The organism is Agromyces molybdatiresistens (assembly GCF_052748445.2).
Genome location: NZ_CM188258.1, coordinates 2,948,000 through 2,970,255 on the forward strand (window position 1 = coordinate 2,948,000; position 22,256 = coordinate 2,970,255).

26 protein-coding genes and 1 pseudogene are annotated in these 22,256 nt (G+C 71.6%); 2 read left to right on the plus strand and 25 right to left on the minus strand.

Going from position 1 to position 22,256, the window contains the following annotated elements; genetic code table 11:
- Positions 1 to 44 precede the first annotated feature (44 nt).
- Together rarD and groES are read right to left on the minus strand one after the other, a co-directional pair.
- On the minus strand, positions 45 to 1,001 hold the full coding sequence (gene rarD / locus ACULK2_RS13530; RefSeq protein WP_445968388.1) for an EamA family transporter RarD: 957 nt from the start codon (positions 999 to 1,001) through the stop codon (positions 45 to 47).
- A 175-nt stretch (positions 1,002 to 1,176) separates the two neighbouring features.
- A complete protein-coding gene (gene groES / locus ACULK2_RS13535) occupies positions 1,177 to 1,473 on the minus strand; it encodes a co-chaperone GroES (protein ID WP_055894868.1) in 297 nt (98 codons plus the stop codon).
- Between the two features lie 128 nt (positions 1,474 to 1,601).
- On the opposite strand from groES, the gene ACULK2_RS13540 reads away from it, so the two are divergent.
- Positions 1,602 to 2,789: a class I SAM-dependent methyltransferase gene (locus ACULK2_RS13540; RefSeq protein ID WP_445968389.1), complete on the plus strand. Its 1,188-nt coding sequence runs from the start codon at positions 1,602 to 1,604 to the stop codon at positions 2,787 to 2,789.
- A gap of 14 nt (positions 2,790 to 2,803) precedes the next feature.
- Here the strand turns inward: ACULK2_RS13540 and ACULK2_RS13545 are convergent, their stop codons facing one another.
- From ACULK2_RS13545 to glmS, 10 genes and pseudogenes are all read right to left on the minus strand, one after another.
- Positions 2,804 to 3,229, minus strand: a complete 426-nt coding sequence (locus tag ACULK2_RS13545; RefSeq protein ID WP_445968390.1) for a hypothetical protein — start codon at positions 3,227 to 3,229, stop codon at positions 2,804 to 2,806.
- Positions 3,230 to 3,448: 219 nt separating this feature from the next.
- Positions 3,449 to 4,246, minus strand: coding sequence for a hypothetical protein (locus ACULK2_RS13550; protein WP_445968391.1), 798 nt, complete (start codon positions 4,244 to 4,246; stop codon positions 3,449 to 3,451).
- Positions 4,247 to 4,274: 28 nt separating this feature from the next.
- On the minus strand, positions 4,275 to 4,652 hold the full coding sequence (locus tag ACULK2_RS13555; protein ID WP_445968392.1) for a DUF4190 domain-containing protein: 378 nt from the start codon (positions 4,650 to 4,652) through the stop codon (positions 4,275 to 4,277).
- 175 nt (positions 4,653 to 4,827) lie between these two features.
- Positions 4,828 to 5,877: a tRNA (adenosine(37)-N6)-threonylcarbamoyltransferase complex transferase subunit TsaD gene (tsaD, locus tag ACULK2_RS13560; protein ID WP_445968393.1), complete on the minus strand. Its 1,050-nt coding sequence runs from the start codon at positions 5,875 to 5,877 to the stop codon at positions 4,828 to 4,830.
- Positions 5,874 to 6,416 carry a ribosomal protein S18-alanine N-acetyltransferase gene (gene rimI, locus ACULK2_RS13565; RefSeq protein WP_445968394.1) on the minus strand — a complete coding sequence of 181 codons (543 nt, stop codon included), beginning with the start codon at positions 6,414 to 6,416 and terminating at the stop codon, positions 5,874 to 5,876. Before rimI ends, tsaD begins: the two co-directional genes overlap by 4 nt.
- Positions 6,413 to 7,033, minus strand: coding sequence for a tRNA (adenosine(37)-N6)-threonylcarbamoyltransferase complex dimerization subunit type 1 TsaB (gene tsaB, locus ACULK2_RS13570; protein ID WP_445968395.1), 621 nt, complete (start codon positions 7,031 to 7,033; stop codon positions 6,413 to 6,415). The genes rimI and tsaB overlap by 4 nt, the downstream gene beginning before the upstream one ends.
- A gap of 63 nt (positions 7,034 to 7,096) precedes the next feature.
- A complete protein-coding gene (tsaE, locus tag ACULK2_RS13575; protein ID WP_445968396.1) occupies positions 7,097 to 7,627 on the minus strand; it encodes a tRNA (adenosine(37)-N6)-threonylcarbamoyltransferase complex ATPase subunit type 1 TsaE in 531 nt (176 codons plus the stop codon).
- On the minus strand, positions 7,627 to 8,766 hold the full coding sequence (gene alr, locus ACULK2_RS13580) for an alanine racemase (RefSeq protein ID WP_445968397.1): 1,140 nt from the start codon (positions 8,764 to 8,766) through the stop codon (positions 7,627 to 7,629). Before alr ends, tsaE begins: the two co-directional genes overlap by 1 nt.
- Positions 8,767 to 8,834: 68 nt before the next feature.
- Positions 8,835 to 9,179 (minus strand): annotated as a pseudogene (locus tag ACULK2_RS13585) (holo-ACP synthase); the annotation flags it as partial.
- Between the two features lie 82 nt (positions 9,180 to 9,261).
- The gene (gene glmS, locus ACULK2_RS13590) at positions 9,262 to 11,112 is read right to left on the minus strand and encodes a glutamine--fructose-6-phosphate transaminase (isomerizing) (protein WP_445968398.1); all 1,851 of its coding nucleotides are present in this window, start codon (positions 11,110 to 11,112) and stop codon (positions 9,262 to 9,264) included.
- Positions 11,113 to 11,221: 109 nt separating this feature from the next.
- On the opposite strand from glmS, the gene coaA reads away from it, so the two are divergent.
- Positions 11,222 to 12,178 (plus strand): type I pantothenate kinase, encoded by a 957-nt coding sequence (coaA, locus tag ACULK2_RS13595; RefSeq protein ID WP_445968399.1) that lies wholly within the window; start codon positions 11,222 to 11,224, stop codon positions 12,176 to 12,178.
- A gap of 25 nt (positions 12,179 to 12,203) precedes the next feature.
- Here coaA and glmM read toward each other — a convergent pair whose 3' ends face one another.
- From glmM to ACULK2_RS13660, 13 genes are all read right to left on the minus strand, one after another.
- Positions 12,204 to 13,565 carry a phosphoglucosamine mutase gene (gene glmM, locus ACULK2_RS13600; RefSeq protein WP_445968400.1) on the minus strand — a complete coding sequence of 454 codons (1,362 nt, stop codon included), beginning with the start codon at positions 13,563 to 13,565 and terminating at the stop codon, positions 12,204 to 12,206.
- 15 nt (positions 13,566 to 13,580) lie between these two features.
- Complete coding sequence (gene rpsI, locus ACULK2_RS13605; RefSeq protein WP_445968401.1) at positions 13,581 to 14,063, minus strand: 30S ribosomal protein S9; 483 nt, start codon at positions 14,061 to 14,063, stop codon at positions 13,581 to 13,583.
- A 36-nt stretch (positions 14,064 to 14,099) separates the two neighbouring features.
- Complete coding sequence (rplM, locus tag ACULK2_RS13610; protein ID WP_129234477.1) at positions 14,100 to 14,546, minus strand: 50S ribosomal protein L13; 447 nt, start codon at positions 14,544 to 14,546, stop codon at positions 14,100 to 14,102.
- A 136-nt stretch (positions 14,547 to 14,682) separates the two neighbouring features.
- Positions 14,683 to 15,576 carry a tRNA pseudouridine(38-40) synthase TruA gene (truA, locus tag ACULK2_RS13615; RefSeq protein ID WP_445968402.1) on the minus strand — a complete coding sequence of 298 codons (894 nt, stop codon included), beginning with the start codon at positions 15,574 to 15,576 and terminating at the stop codon, positions 14,683 to 14,685.
- Between the two features lie 110 nt (positions 15,577 to 15,686).
- Entirely contained in the window at positions 15,687 to 16,244 is a 558-nt protein-coding gene (gene rplQ / locus ACULK2_RS13620; protein WP_445968403.1) for a 50S ribosomal protein L17, read from the minus strand.
- 46 nt (positions 16,245 to 16,290) lie between these two features.
- A complete protein-coding gene (locus ACULK2_RS13625; protein ID WP_445968404.1) occupies positions 16,291 to 17,277 on the minus strand; it encodes a DNA-directed RNA polymerase subunit alpha in 987 nt (328 codons plus the stop codon).
- Positions 17,278 to 17,451: 174 nt separating this feature from the next.
- Positions 17,452 to 17,850, minus strand: a complete 399-nt coding sequence (gene rpsK, locus ACULK2_RS13630) for a 30S ribosomal protein S11 (RefSeq protein ID WP_092668574.1) — start codon at positions 17,848 to 17,850, stop codon at positions 17,452 to 17,454.
- Positions 17,851 to 17,882: 32 nt separating this feature from the next.
- Complete coding sequence (gene rpsM / locus ACULK2_RS13635; RefSeq protein WP_344378130.1) at positions 17,883 to 18,263, minus strand: 30S ribosomal protein S13; 381 nt, start codon at positions 18,261 to 18,263, stop codon at positions 17,883 to 17,885.
- A 133-nt stretch (positions 18,264 to 18,396) separates the two neighbouring features.
- Positions 18,397 to 18,510 carry a 50S ribosomal protein L36 gene (rpmJ, locus tag ACULK2_RS13640; protein WP_056734976.1) on the minus strand — a complete coding sequence of 38 codons (114 nt, stop codon included), beginning with the start codon at positions 18,508 to 18,510 and terminating at the stop codon, positions 18,397 to 18,399.
- 70 nt (positions 18,511 to 18,580) lie between these two features.
- Positions 18,581 to 18,802 carry a translation initiation factor IF-1 gene (infA, locus tag ACULK2_RS13645; RefSeq protein ID WP_011186713.1) on the minus strand — a complete coding sequence of 74 codons (222 nt, stop codon included), beginning with the start codon at positions 18,800 to 18,802 and terminating at the stop codon, positions 18,581 to 18,583.
- Positions 18,803 to 18,950: 148 nt separating this feature from the next.
- Positions 18,951 to 20,099 carry a mannitol-1-phosphate 5-dehydrogenase gene (locus ACULK2_RS13650; RefSeq protein WP_445968405.1) on the minus strand — a complete coding sequence of 383 codons (1,149 nt, stop codon included), beginning with the start codon at positions 20,097 to 20,099 and terminating at the stop codon, positions 18,951 to 18,953.
- Positions 20,096 to 20,536 carry a PTS mannitol transporter subunit IIA gene (locus tag ACULK2_RS13655; RefSeq protein ID WP_445968406.1) on the minus strand — a complete coding sequence of 147 codons (441 nt, stop codon included), beginning with the start codon at positions 20,534 to 20,536 and terminating at the stop codon, positions 20,096 to 20,098. Before ACULK2_RS13655 ends, ACULK2_RS13650 begins: the two co-directional genes overlap by 4 nt.
- A gap of 153 nt (positions 20,537 to 20,689) precedes the next feature.
- Positions 20,690 to 22,240, minus strand: a complete 1,551-nt coding sequence (locus ACULK2_RS13660) for a PTS mannitol transporter subunit IIBC (protein WP_445968407.1) — start codon at positions 22,238 to 22,240, stop codon at positions 20,690 to 20,692.
- Between the last annotated feature and the right edge of the window lie 16 nt (positions 22,241 to 22,256).

The following is a 22,256-nucleotide window of genomic DNA, read 5'->3' on the forward strand; positions in this document are numbered from 1 at the left end:
TCCGGAGCCCGATGCTCCAGCCCCGTTCGGGGGGTCCTCGGTGCTCAGACGGGCTCGAGGTTCGCCGCCCGTCGCGCGGCGCGGGCGCCGCGCACCAGGTCGAACGTCAGCACGAGGAGCGCGAGCCAGACGAGCCCGAAGCCGACCCACCGCTCGGGCGGCATGGGCTCGCGGAGCACCACGACGCCCACGACGAACTGGATGAACGGCGCGAAGTACTGGATGAATCCCATGTACGTCAGCGGCAGGCGTCTCGAAGCGGCCGCGAACAGGAGGAGCGGCACCGCGGTGACCGCGCCCGCGGCCAGCAGCAGCAGCGTGTGCCATCCGCTCACCGAGCCGACGGTGAGCCCGGTCGTCGACGCGACCACGACGAGGAGGACCGCGGCGAGCGGGGCGAGCCAGGCCGTCTCCAGCGTGAGGCCCGACACGGCGTCCACCCGGTGGCCGACGCGCTTCTTGATGAGGCCGTAGAAGCCGAAGCTGAAGGCCAGCACGAGGGCGATCCACGGCAGTTGGCCGTACCCCACGGCGAGCACGACGACGGCGACGATGGAGATGCCGACGGCCGTCCACTGCGTGGCGCTCAACCGTTCGCGGAGGACGAGGACCCCGAGGAACACGGTCACGATCGGATTGATGAAGTAGCCGAGCGCCGCCTCGACGACGTGGCCGGTGAGGGTCGCGAAGACGTAGGTGAGCCAGTTGACGAAGATGAGCGCGCCGGCGACGCCCATCGTCAGCACGACGCGACGGTCGCGGAGGAGCGATCGGAACGCCCGCCACGTGCGCGTCGCAGCGATGAGGATCGCGCAGAAGACGAGCGAGAGCAGGATGCGCATCGCGACGATCTCGATCGGCCCGCTCGGGGCGAGCGCGATGAAGTAGATGGGCAGGAAGCCCCAGAGCGCGTACGCGGAGACCGCGTACACGAAGCCCGCGCGGCTCACGCCGTCGGGCCGGACGCGCGCCGGCGCGTCGGTGGACGGAGCGGATGACACCGTGCCAGCCTACGCGTCGGCTCCGACACGACGGGGCACCGGGACTGCCGCCAGCCGACGACATCCGGCCCACGTCGCAACCGCGCCGTGCCGCCCACGGCGGGGTGCGGTGCCCCGGAGACGCGACGCGGCCCGGATGCCGATGGCATCCGGGCCGCGTCGATGTCGGTGTCGACTAGCGGACGACGACCGCGAGCACGTCGCGGGCCGACAGCACGAGGTAGTCCTCGCCGCCGAACTTCACCTCGGTGCCGCCGTACTTGGAGTAGATCACCTTGTCGCCGACGGCCACGTCGAGCGGGACACGGTTGCCGTTGTCGTCGATGCGACCCGGACCGACCGCCACGACCTCGCCCTCCTGGGGCTTCTCCTTGGCGGTGTCGGGGATGACCAGGCCCGAAGCCGTGGTCTGCTCGGCCTCGACCTGCTTGATGACGATCCGATCCTCGAGCGGCTTGATGGAAACCGACACGGTTGACCTCTTTCTTGACGAAGACTGGGTTAGCAGCCTCTGAGTGAGAGTGCTAAAGCGAGTCTATGGTGGTTCTGGCACTCGTGCAACGTGAGTGCCAACGGATGCCGCGGTGCTAGCGTGACGGCGTGGAACGCGACGAGCTGGTGCGACTGCTCTCTGCCGAGGGCCTCGCCCTGCTCGACTCGCTGCCGCCGTACTCGTCCAGGGCCGATGTCGTGAAGACCGTGGCCGACCTCCGCAAGCAGGGCCACGATCCCGGGCTCGTCGCAGCGGTGCTGAGCCAGTCCCGGCTCCGTTCGAAGGCACGTGCCAAGTTCGGCGAGTTCGCCGACCGGATGCTGTTCACCGAGCCGGGGCTCGAGCAGGCGACCCGACTCCGGGTCGCAGCGCTCCACGCCGGCCGGTACGCCCGCGCGGGGCTCGGGCACGTCGCCGACCTCGGCTGCGGTATCGGCGGCGACGCGCTCGCCCTCGCCGCGGTCGACCTGGAGGTGACGGCGGCCGAGGCCGACGAGGTGACCGCGGCCGTGGCGGCGTTCAACCTCACCCCCTTCCCGAGGGTGCACGTGCTCCACGCCCGCGCCGAGGACGTCGCACTCGGCGGCATCGACGCCGCCTGGCTCGACCCGGCGCGACGGACGATCGCCGGCGGCACGACGACGAGACTCTCGGATGCCGCGGACTACTCGCCCTCGCTCGACTTCGTGTTCGGCCTCGCCGAACGGATGCCGGTGGGCGTCAAGCTCGGCCCGGGCACCGATCGCGACGTCATCCCCGACGGGACGGAGGCGCAGTGGGTCTCCGTCGACGGCGACGTCGTGGAACTCGTCGTCTGGACCGGCGCGCTCGCGCGCGCGGGCGTCGGACGCGCCGCGCTGGTCATCCGCGGCGACGGCGCGGACGAGCTCGTCGCCCCCGCCGACAGCGAGGACGCCCCCGTCGGCCCCCTCGGCGACTACCTCTACGAGCCCGACGGCGCCGTGATCCGGGCCCGGCTCATCGGCGACCTGGCGCGTTCGATGGGCGCGTGGATGCTGAGCGAGGGCATCGCGTACCTCACCGGCGACCGCGAGGTCGACACGCCGTTCGCACGGGGCTTCCGAGTGATCGAACGCCTGCCCGCGGATGAACGCAGTCTCCGCCGCGCGCTGCACGAGCGCGGCGTCGGCACGCTCGAGATCAAGAAGCGCGGGGTCGACGTCGATCCGGCCGCCCTCCGGACGCGACTCAAGCTCAAGGGAGATGCCGCCGCGACCGTGGTGCTCACGCGAGAGGAGGGCCGCCACGTGGCGATCCTCGTCGAGCGCCTGTAGGCGCCCCCGGAACCTCAGGCGGTCGAGATCGCGCCGAAGACGATCGCGTAGTAGCCGATCCACACGCCCGAGAAGACGAGACCCGCCACGCCGGTGCCGATGCCGACGAACGCGAGGGTCCTGCCGTGCTCCTCACGTCGGAGCCCGAGCACGCCGAAGACGATCGCCGCGAGTGACAGCGGCAGCATCCAGCCCACGAAGAGCGATGCGGCCGCACCGAGGCTGCCGATGACCGCGGCGACCTGGCTGTAGACGCGCCGTTGCTCCTCCTCCTCCTCGTACCCGGTCTCGAACGCCTCGGGCATCGGTCGGCCGACGGCGAGGAGCTGGCCGGTCGGGAGGCCGTGCAGCGCCCCCGTGTCGTATGGGACGTCGAACTCGCGCTCGGGCGCCGCGGTCGGCGCGTCGGCCGATCCCGGACGCTCCGGTCCGCGTGGCATGGGCGCGTCGGGCGCGGGAGCGTCGGGCGCGGAAGCGTCGGGCGCGGGAGCGTCGGGCGCGGAAACGTCGGGCGCGGAAACGTCGGGCGCGGGAGCGTCGGGCGCGGGAGCGGCGTTCGGAGGTGCGCCCTGCGCCGCGCCGCCCGGACCCGGAACGCCGGGCGGATTCCGCCCGGGCTCGGCCGGTCGCGGCATCCGCTCGTCCGTCACGCCCTCACCTCAGTAGCCGTACCCGTACCCGAACCCGTTCCCGATCGAGAACAGCAGGCCCCAGAGGATGAACGAGAGCAGTGCGATGCCGATGCCGACGAAGCCGAGGATGAGGCCGGTCAGCCACATGCCCTTCGCGGCCGGTTCCCTGCTGCGCCCGAGGAAACCGAGGACGACGGCGGCGGCGGGCACGATGAGCTGCAGCACACCGCCGACGAACGGGATGATGGCGACGGGCGAGCCGACGATGCCGATGATGCCCGCGATGAGCGAGATCAGGCTGAGCACCGGGGTCGGCCTGGACGGCGCGGGCGCGGTGGTGGAGGACGCAGCGTAGCCGTATCCGGCGTACGCGCCCGTCGGCGACATCGGTGCCCCGATGCCCCCCGGGCTCGACGTCGGCGGATCGTACGGTCCCGACGCGGGCGGCGCCGGAGGCACGGGCGGGGTCGCCGCCGCGGCGGGGGCCCCGTACGGCATGGCCGGCGGCCCCGGAGCCGCGGGCGGCGGCGCGCTGGGCGGAGCGGGCGGCGCCGGGGGTTCCGGCGCGCTCGGCGGCACGGGCGCGCCCGGGACCTCGGGCGTGCCGGGCGGCTCGGGCGTGCCGGGCGGCTCGGGCGCGGCGGGCGGCACGGGCTCCGGTTCGGGCTCGAGCGGAACGGTCGGCTCGGTCGGCGGGGTCGGAACCGTCGGCTCGACGGGTTCCGCAGGCACGGTGGGCTCGGCAGGCTCCACCGGGACGGTCGGCTCCGTCGGCGTCGGCGGTGCCGGCTCCGTCGGTCGGTCCGGGTTGGTGGGATCGCTCATGCCGAGCCCCTTCCGTGCAGCGGGTGGATCAGTACGAGGTGACGTTGCCGCTGCTGATCGCGGCACCGAGGATCGCGAACCAGACGATCGCGAGGATGATCCCGACCACGAGCCCGATGTAGCCGATGATGAGGCCGGCGATCGCGAGGCCGCGGCCCTGCTCGCCCGTCTTCTTGATCTGGCTCAGCGCGATGTGGCCGGTGATGATGGCGACGAGCGAGATGAAGAACGACGAGACGAGCGAGACGATCGCCAGCACGTTGGTCTTCTGCTGCGTCGCGGGCGCCCCGTACGACGGGCTGGTGCCGTACGACGGGGTCGAGCCGTACGCGGGCTGCGCCGGCGGAGCGGGAGGAGGCGGCGGGACGTTCGAGGCGTTCGGGTCGGGCGTGTTGGGGTCGGTCATGGTGCGGTTTCCTCTCGTGCATGCGCGGACCCGGCAATGCTGGCAGCGCCGCAGGGCGCTGTCAACGTTCGCGGCGCGGGTCGTCTACCCGGCGATCGCGGGGTCTTCGCTCACCATAGCGCGCACCGGCCACGTGCCGCGGTGGGGACCGCTTCGCATCAGCGGACGAGCGGTCTCAGCTCCGGATGTCGGTCACCGGCAGCGTCGAGTCGGCTCCGAACCCGAGCGAGGACGGCTCGTGGCCGGCCATGATGAGGCGCGCGCCCAGCGCGGCGATCATCGCACCGTTGTCGGTGCAGAGCGACAGCGGCGGGATCCGCAGCGCGACGCCAGCGGCATCCGCCCTCGCCTCGGCCACCTCGCGCAGCCGTCGGTTCGCGACCACGCCGCCGCCGAGCAGCAGCCGCGGCACGCCGAGGTCGGTGCAGGCGGCGATCGCCTTCGACACGAGCACGTCGACGACGGCCTCGCGGAAGCTCGCCGCGACATCCGCCAGCGGCACCGGCTCGCCCGCGGCCTCGCGCTGCTCCACCCAGCGGGCGACCGCGGTCTTCAACCCCGAGAACGAGAAGTCGTACCGGTGCCGCTCGAGGTCCTTTGGGCGCGTGAGCCCACGCGGGAACCGGATGGCATCGGGGTCGCCGCCGACCGCGGCGCGGTCGATCTCGGGTCCGCCGGGGTACGGCAGACCGAGGAGCCGGGCGACCTTGTCGAAGGCCTCCCCCGCGGCGTCGTCGATGGTCTCGCCGAGCAGAACGACGTCGGAGTCGAGGTCGCGCACGAGCAGCAGCGACGTGTGCCCGCCCGACACGAGCAGAGCGACGCTCGGCGTCTCGAGCGGCCGGTCGCCGATCAGATCGGCGCCGACGTGGCCGACGAGGTGGTTGACCGCGTAGACGGGCTTCTCGAGGGAGAGCGCGAGCGCCTTGGCCGCACCGACGCCGACCATGAGCGCGCCGGCGAGGCCGGGCCCGTTGGTCACGGCGACGGCATCGAGGTCGTCGAGACGTACGGATGCCTCGGCGAGCGCGGCACGGATGGTGGGACCGAGCGCCTCGAGGTGCGCCCGCGCGGCGACCTCGGGCACGACGCCGCCGTAGCGGGCGTGCTCGTCCATCGAGGAGGCGATCGCGTTGGCGAGCAGCTCGGTGCCGCGCACGATTCCGATGCCGGTCTCGTCGCAGGAGGTCTCGATGCCGAGCACGAGCGGCGCGTCGCGGTTCACTGCGGTCCTCCCGAGGTGCTGCGGCGGGGGCCGGCGGAGGCCGGCGCGACGATCTCCGCCGCCGGGCGCGCGACGGCGGGCGGCACGTCGAGCCGCATCGCGATCGCGTCGACGCCGTCGGGCTGGTAGTAGCCGCGCCGGACGCCGATCTCGACGAAGCCGAGCGAGTCGTACAGGTTCCGCGCCGACGGGTTGTCGGCGCGGACCTCGAGGAACAGCTCGGCGACGTCGCGTCGGCGGGCCTCGTCGATCAGCGCGTGCATGAGCGCGCGGCCGAGGCCCGCCCTCCGATGCGCGGCGTCGACGGCGATCGTCTGGATGTCGCCCTGGCCCGAGCCGCGGGGCGCGAGCAGCCCGGCGTACGCGACGGGCTCGTCGGGCCGGGCGTCGTCGACGGCGACGAGGTAGTGCGTGTGCGGCGCGACGAGCTCGCTCCGCATGGCGGACTCGGGCCACGCGTCGCTCGCGAAGGTGGCCCGCTCGAGGCGCATGATCGCGTCGAGGTCGTCGAGCCCGGCGCGGCGCAGCATGAGGCTCATCGCAGCACCCGCTTGCCGGTCGAGGGGGTGACGTCGGGAGCGCGCAGGTAGAGCGCCTCGTCGCTCGCGACGGGCAGCCGCCCTGCGGCGTGGGCGAGCTCGGCGACGAGCCCGAGGGAACCGGCCGAGACGGTGTCGGCGTCGAGGCGGATGCCGCGGGGCGCCGGCACCGCGTCGCGCGGCTCGAGGCGCGGCGCGGCGAGCCGGACCGGCAGCCCGTCGGCGTCGAGGCCGTCGTAGTCGGTGACGGCCGACTCGCGACGGCGCGCGTCGGTCACCACCTGGAGCGGGCCCGCACCGCCCGCGGCATACCACCCGTGCGCGACGGCGTCGTGGCTCACGACCGGCACCACCGGACGGCCGACGCCGAGCGCGAACGCGCGTGCCGCGGCGATGCCGACGCGGAGGCCCGTGAACGGCCCGGGCCCCATGCCGGCGGCGACGCCCGAGAGCTCGACCGGCCGGACGCCGGCGCGGGCGAGCACGTCGCGGATCCCGTCGCCGATGAGTTCGGCATGTCGCATGGTGTCGTTCGTGCCGGTCTCGGCGAGGATCCCGCCGTCGAGGTCGACCACGGCGACGCTCGTCCCGGTGGACGTGTCGATCGCGAGGAGCATGGCATCAAGCCTAGATGCGCGTCGCTGCGCGGCCGCCGGGAGCCCGGAGCGGCGGGCCCGCGATCAGTCCTCGAGCTGCGGCTGGACGGCGTACGGGGTTCCCGCCCAGCGCGGCCCGTGCCCGCGCAGCTCGACCGTCCTCGGCTCGTCCGCGTCCAGCTCCGGGGCGGCGACGCCGCGGTCCTCCTCGTCGAGCACGCCCGCGCCCTCGTGCCCGCGTCGTCGGGCGATGACGACCTCGAGCCACGAGTCGGCGACGTCGTCGAGCAGCCCGGCGCCCCATTCCACGACCACCACGGAGCGCGCGAAGTCGAGGTCGAGATCCTCGAGCTCCGCCGCGCCGCCGAGCCGGTAGGCGTCGACGTGCACGAGCGGCGCGCCGCCGACGAGGCTCGGGTGCGTGCGTGCGAGCACGAACGTCGGGCTCTGCACGGGTCCGCGGACCCCGAGGCCCGCTCCGACGCCGCGCGTGAGGGTCGTCTTCCCGGCGCCGAGTGGGCCGGTCAGGATGACGAGGTCCCCGGCGCGGAGTACCCGGCCGAGCTCGCGACCCAGCGCCTCCATCGCCTCGGTGTCCGGGACGGCGCGGCGCATCAGGCGCCCCCGATGTGCGTCCTGGGGACGCGCTGCCCGATGCGGGTGACGATCTCGTAGCCGATGGTGTCCGCGGCGTCGCCCCAGTCGTCGGCCGACGGCGCGCCCGCGGCCGGGTCGCCGAAGAGCACGACCTCGTCGCCGACGGCGACCTCGGTCTCGCCCACGTCGACGAGGAACTGGTCCATCGCCACGCGTCCGGCGATCCGATGCCGGGCACCGCCGATCGCGACCTCCGCCCGCCCGGACGCCTGCCGCGGAATCCCGTCGGCGTAGCCGAGCGGGACGAGCGCGAGCGTGGTCGGACGCGACGCCCGCCACGTGTGCCCGTACGAGGCGCCCGTGCCGGGCTCCACGCGCCGCACGGCGGCGACGCGGCCGCGCAGGGTCATGACCGGCCTCAGGCCCAGGTCGGCCGCCGTCGTGCCGTCGCCGAACGGCGGCACGCCGTAGATCCCGATGCCGATCCGCACCATGTCGAGGCGGGCCTCGGGCACCCGCAGCGCGGCGGCCGTGGAGGCGAGGTGGCGGAGCTCCGGCGAGAGTCCGGCGCGCTCGGCCGCGGCGGCGCCGTCGAGGAACGCGGCGAGCTGCGCGGCGTCCTCCTCCGGCGAGGTGTTGGCGAGGTGGCTGAAGAGGCCGCGCACGTGCACGCGACCCGCGGCCTCGATCGCCGCGGCGCGGGCGACGGCTTCGTCCCAGTCGACCCGCGGGATGCCGTTCCGGCTGAGACCGGTGTCGAGCTTGAGGTGCACGTTCGCCACGCGACCAGCGGAGACCGCGGCATCCGCCATGGCCTCGAGCTGGGCGAGCGACGAGACGCCCAGGTCGACGTCGTGGACGATGGCCGTCTCGAAGCGCGCGGCGGGGTCGTGCAGCCAGGCGAGGACCGGCGCGTCGATGCCGGCGTCGCGCAATGCGAGGGCCTCGTCGAGGTCGGCGACGCCGAGCCGGGCGGCGCCCCCGGCGAGCGCGGCGCGTGCGACCTGGGCGGCACCGTGACCGTAGGCGTCGGCCTTCACCACGGCCATGACCCCGGCCGGCGCGACGGTTCGGGCGATCGCGGCGACGTTCTCGCGGACGGCGTCGAGGTCGATGAGCGCCTCGCGGAACGGCGAGATGACGTGTCGGGGGTTCACTCGGCCTCCTCGGCGAGATCGGGGGCGGCGAGCGCCTCGCGTGAGGTCGCGACGCGACCGACCCCGCGTTCGAGCACGACGAACGCACTCGCGATGCCGGCGTCATGGCTCATCGAGAGGTGGACCCGGTCGATGCCGAGGGACACGACGTGAGCGGAGAGCGCACCGGACAGCGCGAAGTCGGGGTTGCCGTCCTCGTCCTGAACGATGCGCATGTCGTGCCACCGGATGACGGCGTGGCCCCCCAGGGCCTTGATCAGCGCCTCCTTCGCTGCGAACCGCGCGGCGAGCGAGCGGGCGGGGCGGTCGCGTTCGCTCTCAGCGAACAGGCGGTCGCGCAGCGCCGGGGTGCGCTCGAGCGACCGCGCGAAGCGCGCGATGTCGACGACGTCGATGCCGATGCCCGCGATCACTCGTCCATCTCCGACCTCACGGTTCGAGTCTGCCGCACTCGCCGGGCGTCCGGGCGCCGGACCGGCCGGCGCCCGACCCGCATCACTCGACCGTGACCGACTTCGCCAGGTTCCGCGGCTGGTCGACATCGAGCCCCTTCGCCTGCGAGAGCTCCATCGCGAAGATCTGCAGCGGCACGACCGCGAGGAGCGGCTCGAACAGCGGCGCCGCGAGCGGGATGCGGATCACCTCGTCGGCGAACGGCAGCACCGCGGCATCCCCGGCCTCGGCGATCGCGATGACGCGCGCACCGCGCGCCCGGATCTCCTGGATGTTCGAGACGACCTTCGGGTGCAGGTTCGCCGAGCCGCGCGGACTCGGAACCACCACGAAGACCGGCTGGCCCGGCTCGATGAGCGCGATCGGACCGTGCTTCAGCTCGCCCGCGGCGAAGCCCTCGGCGTGGATGTACGCGAGCTCCTTGAGCTTCAGCGCACCCTCGAGCGCGATCGGGTACCCGACGTTCCGCCCGAGGAAGAGCACCGAGCGCGTGTCGCTCATCCAGTGGGCGAGCTCGCCCACCCGGTCGGCCTGCTCGAGCACCGTCTCGATCTTCGCGGGGATCGCCTGGAGCTCGCCGATCTGGACGGCCAGCTCCGACTCGGTGAGCGTGCCGCGGACGCGCGCGAGGTGCAGTCCGAAGAGGTAGAGCGCCGTGATCTGCGCGACGAACGCCTTCGTCGATGCGACCGCGACCTCGGGCCCGGCGTGCGTGTACACGACCGCGTCGGACTCGCGCGGGATCGTCGCGCCCTGGGTGTTGCAGACCGAGATGGTCCGGGCCCCCTGCTCGCGCGCGTACTTGACCGCCATCAGCGTGTCCATGGTCTCGCCCGACTGGCTGATCGACACGACGAGCGTGTGCTCGTCGATCACCGGGTCGCGATAGCGGAACTCGTGGCTGAGCTCCACCTCGACGGGGACGCGCGCCCACTGCTCGATCGCGTACTTCGCCACCATGCCGGCGTAGGCCGCCGTGCCGCACGCGATGACCGTGATGCGGCGGATGTCGCGGAGCTCGTCATCCCCGAACCCCTCGAGCTCGGGGATCGTGACGACGCCGTCGACGACACGGCCGAGGATGGTGTTCGCGACGGCATCGGGCTGCTCGGAGACCTCCTTGCGCATGAACGAGGACCAGCCGCCCTTCTCGGCGGCCGAGGCGTCCCAGGCGACGTCGAAGGGCTCGACCTCGACGACCGCGCCGTCGAAGTCGGTCACGGTCACGCCGTCGGCGGTGATCGCCACGATCTGGTCCTGTCCGATCGCGACGGCGCGCTTGGTGAACTCGACGAAGGCCGCGACATCCGACCCCAGGAAGTTCTCGCCGTCGCCGAGGCCGATCACCAGGGGCGAGTTGCGTCGCGCGCCCACGACGAGTCCGGGCTCGTCCTCGTGGACGGCGAGGAGCGTGAACGCGCCCTCGAGCTGCGCGACGGTCCTGCGGAACGCCTCGCGGAGGTCGCCGGTCTCGCGGTAGAGCTCGCCGAGGAGGACGGCCGCGACCTCGGTGTCGGTCTCGGAGGCGAAGGCGGCGCCGCGGGCGACGAGCTCCTCCTTCAGCTCGGAGAAGTTCTCGATGATGCCGTTGTGGATCAGGGCGAGGCGGCCGTCGTCGCCGAGGTGCGGGTGCGCGTTCCGGTCGGTGGGGCCGCCGTGGGTCGCCCACCGGGTGTGCCCGATGCCGGTGCCGCCCCGGTGCACCGGGTGCCGCTCGAGTTCGTCGGCGAGCACCTGCAGCTTGCCGGCGCGCTTGGCGAACTCCAGTTCACCCGCGTCACCGACGACGGCAACTCCGGCCGAGTCGTAGCCGCGATACTCGAGGCGTCGCAGGCCGCCCATGAGGACGTCGAGGCTGTTGCGCTCTCCGACGTATCCGACGATTCCACACATGGGCTCGATTGTAGCCACGCGCGACTGGGCGTCGGCCGGGCCCGATCGAGCGCCCTGCGCCACGACGGATGGCCCGTCCCCGCCTCCCGCACCGCACTAGACTGTGCCGGTGCCCGATCCGCAGAGCCCGTCGACGCACACGCCGCAGATCTCCCCGTTCGTCGAACTCGACCGCGCCTCCTGGGCGGCCCTCGCGCCGTCGATGCCGTCGCCCCTCCGCGAGACGGAGATCGTGCAGCTGCGCGGCCTCGGCGAGCCCCTCGATCCCACCGAGGTGGCCGAGGTCTACCTGCCGCTGAGCCGGCTCCTCAACCTCTACGTCGGAGGCACGAAGGCGCTGCACGAGGTCACGAGCACCTTCCTCCGCGAACGCTTCGAATCGACGCCGTTCGTGATCGGTGTGGCCGGTTCCGTCGCAGTCGGCAAGTCCACGATCGCCCGACTGCTCCGCGAACTGCTGGCGCGCTGGGAGCACACGCCGCGCGTCGAGCTCGTCACCACCGACGGCTTCCTGTTCCCGAACGCCGAGCTCGAGCGCCGCGGGCTCATGGCCCGCAAGGGGTTCCCCGAATCGTACGACCGACGTGCGCTGCTGCGGTTCGTGAGCGACGTGAAGGCCGGTGCGCCCGAGGTGCGCTCGCCGTTCTACTCGCACCTCGCGTACGACATCGTGCCCGACGCGCAGATCACCGTGCGGCGCCCCGACGTGCTCATCATCGAGGGCCTCAACGTGCTCCAGCCCCCGGGCCCCGGGCACCGCCTGGCCGTCAGCGACCTCTTCGACTTCACGATCTACGTCGACGCCCGAACGCGCGACATCGCGCGCTGGTACGAGGAGCGCTTCCTCAAGCTCCAGCGCGGCGCCTTCTCGAATCCGCGCTCGTACTTCCATCGGTACGCGAGCCTCACGGAGGACGAGGCGCGCGCACGGGCGCGCTCGATCTGGCAGTCGATCAACGAGCCGAACCTGCTCCAGAACATCCGGCCGACCCGGTCGCGCGCCTCGCTCGTGCTCCGCAAGGACGCCGACCACACCGTGTCCAGGGTGCTGCTCCGGAAGCTCTGAGCGACCGGTGCACGGTCGGCGCGCCTCAGCGCGCCAGGCGTGTGCGGACGACCTCGGCCAGCCGCGCCGCGTGCGCGTCGGCGGCATCCTGTTCGGACGCCTCGACCATGACGCGGACCATCGGCTCGGTGCCGGAGGGGCGCAGCAGCACCCGGCCCGTGTCGCCGAGCTCGGCCTCGACCTCGCGGACCGCATCGGCGATGCCGGCGTCGTCGTCCAGGCCGTGGTGGTCGACGTCCCGGACGTTGACGAGCACCTGCGGGTAGACCGTCATGACGGAGGCGAGCTCGGCCAGCGTCCTGCCCGTGCGCGCCACCTCGGCCGCGAGGTGAAGCCCGGTCAGCACGCCGTCGCCGGTGGTGGCGAACTCCGTCATGATCACGTGACCCGACTGCTCGCCGCCGAGCGCGAACCCGCCCTCTGCGAGCGCCTCGAGCACGTAGCGGTCGCCGACCCGGGTCTCGACGACGCGGATGCCGCGCTCGGCCATCGCGCGCCTCAGGCCCAGGTTCGACATCACGGTCACGACGAGCGTGTCGTCGGTGAGCATGCCGCGCTCGTGCATCGACACCGCGAGGATCGCCATGATGCGGTCGCCGTCGACCACCCGGCCCTCGGCGTCGACGGCCAGGCAGCGGTCGGCGTCGCCGTCGTGCGCGATGCCCAGGTCGGCGCCGTGCTCGAGCACCGCTCGCTGGAGCGGTTCGAGATGGGTCGAGCCGACGCCGTCGTTGATGTTCATGCCGTCGGGATCGGCGCCGATCACGATCACCTCGGCCCCGGCGTCCCGGAAGGTCTCCGGCGAGACGCCGGCCGCCGCGCCGTGGGCGCAGTCGAGGACGACCTTCAGCCCCTCGAGCCGGTTGGGCAGCGTGCCGAGCAGGTGGACGACGTACCGGTCCTCGGCGTCGGCGAAGCGGCGGATCCGGCCGACGCCGTCGCCGGTCGGGGCGAGCTTCTGCCTGCCGAGGTGGGACTCGATGCGGTCCTCGACCTCGTCGGGGAGCTTCGTGCCGCCGAACGAGAAGAACTTGATCCCGTTGTCGGGAGCCGGATTGTGCGACGCGGAGATCATCACGCCGAAGTCGGCGCCGATGCTGTCGATGAGGAATGCCGTCGCAGGCGTGGGGATGACGCCGGCGTCGAGCACGTCGACGCCCGAGCTGGCGAGGCCGGCCGACACGGCGGCGGTGAGGAACTCGCCGGAGACGCGCGGATCGCGAGCCACGACCGCCACGGGACGGCGGCCCGCGGCGCGCAGTTCGTCGGCGTGCCGACCCTGCGTGAGGACGGCGGCAGCCGCCTGGGCGAGGCCCAGGGCCAGGTCAGCCGTGAGTTCACGGTTGGCCAGGCCCCGGACCCCGTCGGTTCCGAAGAGCCGGGGCATCCAGGATTCCGAAGACTAGCGCTTCGAGAACTGGGGCGCCTTGCGCGCCTTCTTGAGACCGGCCTTCTTGCGCTCGATGACGCGGGCGTCGCGCGTGAGGAAGCCGGCCTTCTTGAGGGTCGGACGGTTGTTCTCGCGGTCGATCTCGTTCAGCGCACGCGCGATCGCGAGGCGGAGCGCGCCGGCCTGGCCCGAGGGGCCGCCGCCGGTGATGCGCGCGGTCACGTCGTACGAGCCGGAGAGCTCGAGCACGGTGAACGGGTCGGTGATGAGCTGCTGGTGGAGCTTGTTCGGGAAGTAGTCCGCGAACTCACGGCCGTTGACCGTGATGGTGCCCGCACCCGGCACGACGCGCACGCGCGCGATGGCCTGCTTGCGGCGGCCGACGGCCGCGCCCGAGACGTTCAGCACGGGGCGCGCCGCGGGAGCGGCGGCCGGAGCCGACTCGGTGGTGTAGCTCTCAGGAGCCTGGTCGATCTGGTCTGCGATCTTCGCCATGGTGGTGTCTGAGTCCTTTTTCGCTCTGCGCCGGGCTTACTGGGCGACCTGGGTGAGGGTGTACGGCTTCGGCTGCTGGGCCGCGTGGGGGTGCTCCGGGCCGGCGTAGACCTTCAGCTTCTTGATCTGGGCGCGGCCGAGCGAGTTCTTCGGCAGCATGCCGCGGATCGCCTTCTCGACGGCGCGGACGGGGTTCTTCTCGAGGAGCTCGGCGTAGCCGACGGCCTTGAGGCCGCCCGGGTAGCCGGAGTGGCGGTAGGCCTTCTTCTGCTCGAGCTTCTGGCCGGTCAGGGCGACCTTGCCGGCGTTGACGATGATGACGAAGTCGCCGGTGTCGACGTGGTTCGCGAAGATCGCCTTGTGCTTGCCGCGGAGGATCGAGGCGGCGTGGCTCGCGAGGCGGCCGAGCACGATGTCGGTGGCGTCGATGACGACCCAGTCGCGCTGGATCTCGTTCGCCTTCGGGGTGTAGGTGCGCGTCACAGTAGTGCTGCTTTCTGATCGAGTGAGGGGTTCGTGAATCCCGCTCCGATGGGGTTCGCCCGCGATGCGGGTGGAACGCTCCGGTGGAGGGCTCAACATCGGGTACCGACGCAGTCGACGGCACCAAAGGGAGATCTTAGCCGACGAGACCGCTCGCGTGCAATTCACGACGTGCCCGCGTCTGCTCGGCCCGGGCCGCGAGCTCCTCGTCCGGCGGATAGCCCACCTCCGTGAGCGTCAGCCCCCTGGCCGGGAGCACCTTGAACGCGCTGGTCCGCTCGCCCGCCTGCATGAGCGCCGCGGGTCCCGAGACATCCAGCCGCCCCTCGCCCACGGCGAGGCACGCGCCGACCAGCGCACGAACCATCGAGTGGCAGAACGCATCCGCCTGGAGCGACGCGACGAGGACGCCGTCGGCGTCGCGTCGCCACCGGTACGACTGCAGCGTGCGGATGGTCGTGGCCTCCTCTCGCGGCTTGCAGAACGCCGCGAAATCGCCGAGCCCCAGCAGCGTCTGCGCGGCGACATCCATCGCCTCCGCGTCGAGCCGGCGCGGGACCCAGACGGTCCGATGCCGCTGCAGGGGGTCGCGGTCGGCCGCGAGATCGGCCACCCGGTAGGCGTACCGGCGCCAGACCGCGGAGAACCGGGCGTCGAATCCGTCGGGCGCAGGGCGCGCCGAGCGCACCACGACGTCGTCGTCGGTGGAGCCGAGGATGCCGGTGATCCGGCGCAGCAACACTCCGAACGGGTCGTCGGCCGGTCCGCCCGCCGCGTCGCCCCGCTTCGGTCGAGTCACGGCGGCGAACGCGTCGGGCTCGACGTCGAGGTGCGCGACCTGGCCCGTCGCGTGCACGCCGGCGTCGGTGCGCCCGGCGACCACCAGGCGCGGCACAGCACCCTCGCGACGGAACAGCGTGGCGAGGGCGTCCTCGAGCACCCCCTGGACCGTGCGCAGCGACGGCTGCCGGCTCCAGCCGGCGAACCCCGTGCCCTGGTAGGCGAGGTCGAGCCGGATCCTGAGCGTCATCCCTGTCCTCCCACGCAGCCAAGCCTACGGTGCCCGCCGCCGCGTGACGCGGACGCACGGAGCCCCCGCAGCTGGTCGCTGCGGGGGCTCCGGGTGCGGGATGCGCGGGGCTACTTCGCCTCGGCGGCCTCGGTCTCCTCGGCGGGAGCCTCGGACGACTCCTCCGACGCCTCGGCGCCGGCGGCCTCGTCGACCGCGGCCTCGGCCTCGGTCACCTCGGCCTCGGGCGTCTCGGCCGGGGCCTCCTCGGCGGGCGCCTCGTCGGCGACCGGCGCGGCGGCCGGCTTGGCGGCGCGCTGCTTCGGCTCGACCGGCTCGAGCACGAGCTCGATCACGGCCATGGGGGCGTTGTCGCCCTTGCGGTTGCCGATCTTCGTGATGCGGGTGTAGCCGCCGTCACGGTCGGCGACCTGGGGCGCGATGACCGCGAACAGCTCGTGGACGACCGACTTGTCGCCGATCACGGCGAGCACGCGGCGGCGCGCGTGCAGGTCGCCGCGCTTGGCGAAGGTCACCAGGCGCTCGGCGAACGGACGGAGGCGCTTGGCCTTGGTCTCGGTCGTGGTGATCCGCTTGTGCGTGAACAGCGCGGCGGCGAGGTTCGCGAGCAGCAGGCGCTCGTGCGCGGGTCCGCCTCCGAGGCGGGGGCCCTTCGTGGGCTTCGGCATGGTTCGTTATCTCCAGTGGTGTGGGGTTGGTGCGGCCCGTGGCCTGCTAGTTCTCGTCGTCGAAGCCCGTGTAGAAGTGGGCGCCGTCGAAGCCGGGGACCGAGTCCTTGAGCGAGAGGCCCATCTCGGTGAGCTTGTCCTTGACCTCGTCCACCGACTTCTGGCCGAAGTTGCGGATGTTCATCAGCTGCGACTCCGACAGTGCCACGAGCTCGGACACCGTGTTGATGCCCTCGCGCTTGAGGCAGTTGTAGGAGCGGACCGACAGGTCGAGGTCCTCGATCGGGATCGAGAGCTCGCTCGAGAGCACGGCGTCGACCGGCGCGGGGCCGATCTCGATGCCCTCGGCGGCGCTGTTGAGCTCGCGCGCGAGGCCGAACAGCTCGGTCAGCGTGCGGCCGGCCGACGCGATCGCGTCGCGCGGGGAGATGGCGGACTTCGTCTCGACGTCGACCACGAGGCGGTCGAAGTCGGTGCGCTCGCCCGCACGCGTCGCCTCGACGCGGTAGGTGACCTTGAGCACCGGCGAGTAGATCGAGTCGACCGGGATCTGGCCGGCCTCGGAGTACTCGTTGCGGTTCTGGCTGGCCGACACGTAGCCGCGGCCGCGCTCGATCGTGAGCTCGAGCTCGAACTTCGCCGACTCGTTGAGGGTCGCGATGACCAGCTCGGGGTTGTGCACCTCGACGCCCGCGGGAGCGGAGATGTCGGCGGCGGTGACCTCACCCGAGCCCTGCTTGCGCAGGTACGCGGTGATCGGCTCGTCGTGCTCGCTGGAGACGACCAGGTTCTTGATGTTGAGGATGATCTCGGTGACATCCTCCTTCACGCCCGGCACGGTCGAGAACTCGTGGAGCACGCCGTCGATGCGGATGCTCGTCACGGCGGCGCCGGGGATCGAGGAGAGGAGGGTGCGACGGAGCGAGTTCCCCAGGGTGTAACCGAAGCCCGGCTCGAGGGGCTCGATCACGAAACGCGAACGGAACTCCGAGATGTTCTCTTCGGTGAGCGTCGGACGCTGTGCGATCAGCACTGGTGATTCCTTTCGGCAGGGTGTCCGCTATATGACACCTGCGAGTTCGAGGATCTTGAGTTGTGTGAGAGAACGTGACCCGGTGGTCGAGTAGCGCCCGGCGCAGCCGGGCGCGAATCGAGACCTTCGATCTCGAACCGGCCTGCGGCCTACTCGATCACCGGGATGGGAGTGCTAGACGCGGCGGCGCTTCGGCGGGCGGCAGCCGTTGTGCGCCTGCGGCGTCACGTCGTTGATGCTGCCGACCTCGAGGCCCGCGGCCTGGAGCGAGCGGATCGCGGTCTCGCGGCCCGAGCCGGGGCCCTTGACGAAGACGTCGACCTTCTTCATGCCGTGCTCCTGCGCCTGGCGCGCGGCCGACTCGGCGGCGAGCTGCGCGGCGAACGGGGTCGACTTGCGCGAGCCCTTGAAGCCGACGCCGCCCGACGAGGCCCAGCTGATCACGGCACCGGTCGTGTCGGTGATCGACACGATGGTGTTGTTGAACGTCGACTTGATGTGGGCCTGGCCCACGGCGATGTTCTTCTTTTCCTTCTTGCGCGGCTTGCGAGTAGCCGCCTTGGGTGCTGCCATTGTCGAAATCTCCTAGATCTTGGCGCGAGCGGTTACTTGCGGCCGGGCTTCTTCTTGCCGGCGACGGTGCGCTTCGGGCCCTTGCGGGTACGAGCGTTCGTCTTGGTGCGCTGGCCGCGGACCGGGAGGCCGCGGCGGTGGCGGATGCCCTCGTAGGAGCCGATCTCGACCTTGCGGCGGATGTCGGCGGCCACCTCGCGGCGGAGGTCGCCCTCGACCTTGTAGGTCCCCTCGATGTGGTCGCGGAGCGCGACGAGCTGGTCGTCGCTGAGGTCCTTGACGCGGATGTTCCCGTCGATGCCGGTCGCGGTGAGCGTCTCCAGCGCGCGGGTACGACCGACGCCGTAGATGTAGGTCAGTGCGATCTCCACGCGCTTCTCGCGCGGGATGTCGACTCCTGCCAGACGTGCCATGGTGGCTTCTCCTGTTGGATGTGTCGGAGGTGTGGAGCACTTCCGGTGCCTCGGCCTCCGTCCGAGGGTGTCCCCCGGCGCCTCAGCGGCGCGGGTTCTTGGAAGTGCCGTGTTCGATCACGTCGGCGCGGGACTAGCCCTGGCGCTGCTTGTGGCGCGGGTTCTCGCAGATCACCATGACGCGCCCGTGGCGGCGGATGACCTTGCACTTGTCGCAGATGCGCTTGACGCTGGGGTTGACCTTCACAGTCGTGGTTCCTTTTTTCGCTGTCCTCGTACCCGCGGGGTGCCGCGGGTCGTTACTTTCCGAACAGCCCTTACTTGTAGCGGTAGACGATGCGGCCGCGGGTCAGGTCGTACGGGCTCAGCTCCACGATCACGCGGTCCTCGGGGAGGATGCGGATGTAGTGCTGGCGCATCTTCCCGGAGATGTGGGCGAGCACCTTGTGCCCGTTGGTCAGCTCCACCCGGAACATGGCGTTCGGGAGTGCCTCGATGACCGAGCCTTCGATCTCGATGACGCCGTCTTTCTTGGCCATAGCCTCACTATCGCTTGGAGTTTGGGTATTCGGTCGTGCGATGATGATGCACGCCCACGGATGCCATCGGGCATGCCGAAGCGGGCGTGCAAAACACCAAGGGTCAACTATAGGCGAATCAGTCCTGATTCGCCAGTCGGGCCGCGTGTCAGCTTGCGCTTCGGCGTTCGACCACCTCGACGAGTGCGTCGTGCAGCGGATGTCCCGGCTCGATGCCGCACACCTCGCGGACGAACGTCGCGGGTGCGTCCGCGCGCAGCCGCTCCTGCAGCTCGACGCTCTCCGCGTCGGCCGGCACGTCGAAGCCGAGCGCCGCCTCGACGGCGGCGAGCAGCCCGTCCACCGGAAGCCCTCGCTCGGCGAGCTCGGCGGCAGGGGCGATGAAGCGTTCGCGCCGCGAGAGCTTGCGAAGCGGCTGGCGCCCGACCCGTTCGACGGTGTCGGGCAGCGACTCGTTGCGGAAGCGCGACAGGATGACCTCGCGGTACTCGGTCATCTCGCCCTCGCCGAACCCGTGCTTGGCGACGATGAGCGCCGAGGTCTCGTGCAGCACCCGCTCGACACGTTCGGCGACCGACGGGTCGGCCAGCGACTCGGCGATCCGGTCGTGCCCGGCGAGGAAGCCGAAGTACGCCGTCGAGGCGTGCCCGGTGTTGACGGTGAACAGCTTGCGCTCGATGTACGGCCCGAGCCGGTCGACGAAGTGCGCGCCGGGGATGACCGGGGGCGCGTCGCCGAACGGCGGTTCCTCGATCGCCCACTCGGAGAACGTCTCGACCGTGACGTCCAGTCCGGTTCCCTCGGGCTGCCCCGGCACGATGCGGTCGACGGCCGTGTTCGCGAACACCGCGCGCCGCTCGAGCTCGAGCCACTCGTCGGGGCCGGCCAGGTGCCGGGTCTCCTCGCGCAGCAGGCTCGTGGCGTCGATCGCGTTCTCGCACGCCATGACCGCGAGGGGAGGCGCGTCGGGCGAGCGGTCGCGCAGCGCCTGCAGCACGTGCGGCGCGATGAAGCGCAGGATGTTCGGGCCGACGGCCGTGGTGAGCACGTCGGCGTCGGCGAGCTCCGCGGCGAGGGCGGCGCCATCCGTCTGGGAATTGATCGCGCGGTACCGGTCGACGACCAGGTCGCGTGCGCCGACGCCCACCTCGTGCACCGTGTAGTGATCGGATGCCGCGAGCGCATCGATCAGCTCGGCGTTCACGTCGGCGAACACGACCTCGTAGCCCGCGTCGTGGAGCAGCAGCCCGATGAAGCCGCGGCCGATGTTGCCGGCGCCGAAGTGGACGGCCTTCACGAGTCGTTCACCTCGGAGAGCAGCGCGTGCAACTCCTCGCTCGAGCCCGCGGCCAGCAGGGTGTTCACCTGGTCCTCGTCGGAGAACACGATGGCGATCTTCGACAGGATCTCGAGGTGCTCGTCGCCGATCCCCGCGATGCCGACCACGAACCGGGTCTCCTCACCGCCCCAGTCGATGGGCTCGTCGTAGCGCTGCAGGGTGAGCGCCGACTTCCTGATGAGGTCCTTCGCCTCGTTCGTGCCGTGCGGGATGGCGAGCCAGTTGCCCATGTACGTCGAGACGGTCGACTCGCGCTCGAGCATCGAGTCCACGTACGCCTCGTCGACGGCTCCGGTGTCGACGAGCATGCGGCCGGCCGCACGGATCGCCTCGTCGCGCGTCGCGCCGCCCGGCACGATGCGCACGTTCTCGGGCGACAGGATCTGGTCGGTCATCGGAACTCCTTCTTCCTCGGCGTTTCTGGTGGGTCGTGCAGCGGGCCTCGCGCTCGATCGCGCGGGTGGACCGACGACGGGATCGCCCGGGCCGCGGACGCCGCAGGCGGTGCGGCGTCGCGACCCGGGCGTCGCGTCATCGGGTGATGCTCATCAGCGCTCCCTCTGCGCCTCGATCAGTTCGACCACCTCGTCGTACCTCGGCGAGTTCATGAAGTTGTCGACCGAGATGTGCACGGCATCGGGCGTCTGGTGACGTGCCCGCTCCGTGAGCTGGTTCTGCGTGATCACGAGATCCGCCGACGAGTCGAGGGCCGCGATCGCCTTGTTGACGACCGTGACATCCTCGATGCCCGCCTTCTTGATCTTGTTGCGGAGGACGCTCGCGCCCATCGCCGACGAACCCATTCCGGCGTCGCAGGCGAACACGACGTTCTTGATCTCGCGCATCGTGCCGGTCGCGGCACCGCCGGCGCCGCCTGCCTGGGTCGCCGCACCGCCGCGCAGGTTCGAGAGCGCGTCGGAGCTCTTGCCCTTCGCAGCCTCGGTCTGCGTGATCGCGGCGCCGAACGCGTCGTCGGAGACGGCCATCGCCTCGAGGTCGCGCTTGCGCGACGCCCGCAGGATGACCGCGGAGATGGCGAACGTCACGGCCGCCGACAGGATCACCGAGAGGATCACGGCGAAGTACGCTCCCGGAGCGGTCTGCGCGAGGACCGCGATGATACTGCCCGGCGCGGCCGGAGCCCGGAGGGCGCCGTCCAGCAGCATGTTCGTGGTGACCCCGGTCATGCCGCCGGCGATGAGCGCGAGGATCAGGATCGGCTTCATCAGCGCGAACGGGAAGTACACCTCGTGGATGCCGCCGAAGAACTGGATCACGGCCGCTCCCGGTGCCGACGCGCGCGCCGCGCCGATGCCGAAGAACGTGAACGCCAGCAGCAGGCCAACGCCGGGGCCGGGGTTCGCCTCGAGCAGGAACAGGATCGACGAGCCCTCCTCGGCCGCCTGCGAGAGGCCGAGCGGGGTGAGCACGCCGTGGTTGATCGCGTTGTTCAGGAAGAGCACCTTCGCCGGCTCGATGATGATGCTGGTCAGCGGCAGCAGGTTCGTCTCGACGAGCCAGCTCACCGCGGTCGAGAGGGCGTTCATGATGCCGTTCACGAGCCACGCGACCGGGTAGAACCCGACGACGGCCATGACGAAGCCCCAGATGCCGGCCGAGAACATGTTCACCAGCATCTCGAAGCCCGCGCGGACCTTGCCCTCCCAGATCGAGTCGAGCCGCTTCATCGTCCAGGCCGCCAGCGGTCCGAGGATCATGGCGCCGATGAACATGTGGATCTGCCCGAGCTGGTTGTCCTCGGGGAGGGTCGCGTTCACCTGGGCGATCAGCAGGTCGGACCCGGCGATCGCCCCGAAGGTCGCGATGCTGCCGACCACCCCGCCGCGGATGCCGTACACCATCGAGCCGCCCGTGTACCCGATCAGGATGGGGAGCAGGTAGTGGATGAACGGACCGACGATGGTCGCGAGGTCCGCGTTCGGCGTCCATCCGACGCCGATGAAGAACGCGGTGAAGATGCCCCACGCGATGAGCGCGGGGATGTTCGGCATGATCATGCCGCTGAGGAAGGTTCCGAATCTCTGGACGTGGACTCGGGCTCCCCCGGGTCGCTTCGCCTCAGCTGACGTCGTCGTCATGGCTGCCTCCAGTGCA

What these genes read in the sequence shown, in the direction of transcription:
- ACULK2_RS13545 (WP_445968390.1), bottom strand. Translation starts at nt 3,229, where the DNA reads ATGCCACGCGGACCGGAGCGTCCGGGATCGGCCGACGCGCCGACCGCG.
- ACULK2_RS13550 (WP_445968391.1), bottom strand. Translation starts at nt 4,246, where the DNA reads ATGAGCGATCCCACCAACCCGGACCGACCGACGGAGCCGGCACCGCCG.
- ACULK2_RS13555 (WP_445968392.1), bottom strand. Translation starts at nt 4,652, where the DNA reads ATGACCGACCCCAACACGCCCGACCCGAACGCCTCGAACGTCCCGCCG.
- rimI (WP_445968394.1), bottom strand. Translation starts at nt 6,416, where the DNA reads ATGAGCCTCATGCTGCGCCGCGCCGGGCTCGACGACCTCGACGCGATC.
- tsaB (WP_445968395.1), bottom strand. Translation starts at nt 7,033, where the DNA reads ATGCTCCTCGCGATCGACACGTCCACCGGGACGAGCGTCGCCGTGGTC.
- tsaE (WP_445968396.1), bottom strand. Translation starts at nt 7,627, where the DNA reads ATGCGCCGCGCCGTCCCGGACACCGAGGCGATGGAGGCGCTGGGTCGC.
- glmS (WP_445968398.1), bottom strand. Translation starts at nt 11,112, where the DNA reads ATGTGTGGAATCGTCGGATACGTCGGAGAGCGCAACAGCCTCGACGTC.
- glmM (WP_445968400.1), bottom strand. Translation starts at nt 13,565, where the DNA reads ATGCCCCGGCTCTTCGGAACCGACGGGGTCCGGGGCCTGGCCAACCGT.
- rpsI (WP_445968401.1), bottom strand. Translation starts at nt 14,063, where the DNA reads ATGGCGAAGATCGCAGACCAGATCGACCAGGCTCCTGAGAGCTACACC.
- truA (WP_445968402.1), bottom strand. Translation starts at nt 15,576, where the DNA reads ATGACGCTCAGGATCCGGCTCGACCTCGCCTACCAGGGCACGGGGTTC.
- rplQ (WP_445968403.1), bottom strand. Translation starts at nt 16,244, where the DNA reads ATGCCGAAGCCCACGAAGGGCCCCCGCCTCGGAGGCGGACCCGCGCAC.
- rpsK (WP_092668574.1), bottom strand. Translation starts at nt 17,850, where the DNA reads ATGGCAGCACCCAAGGCGGCTACTCGCAAGCCGCGCAAGAAGGAAAAG.
- rpsM (WP_344378130.1), bottom strand. Translation starts at nt 18,263, where the DNA reads ATGGCACGTCTGGCAGGAGTCGACATCCCGCGCGAGAAGCGCGTGGAG.
- infA (WP_011186713.1), bottom strand. Translation starts at nt 18,802, where the DNA reads ATGGCCAAGAAAGACGGCGTCATCGAGATCGAAGGCTCGGTCATCGAG.
- ACULK2_RS13655 (WP_445968406.1), bottom strand. Translation starts at nt 20,536, where the DNA reads ATGACCGACCAGATCCTGTCGCCCGAGAACGTGCGCATCGTGCCGGGC.
- ACULK2_RS13660 (WP_445968407.1), bottom strand. Translation starts at nt 22,240, where the DNA reads ATGACGACGACGTCAGCTGAGGCGAAGCGACCCGGGGGAGCCCGAGTC.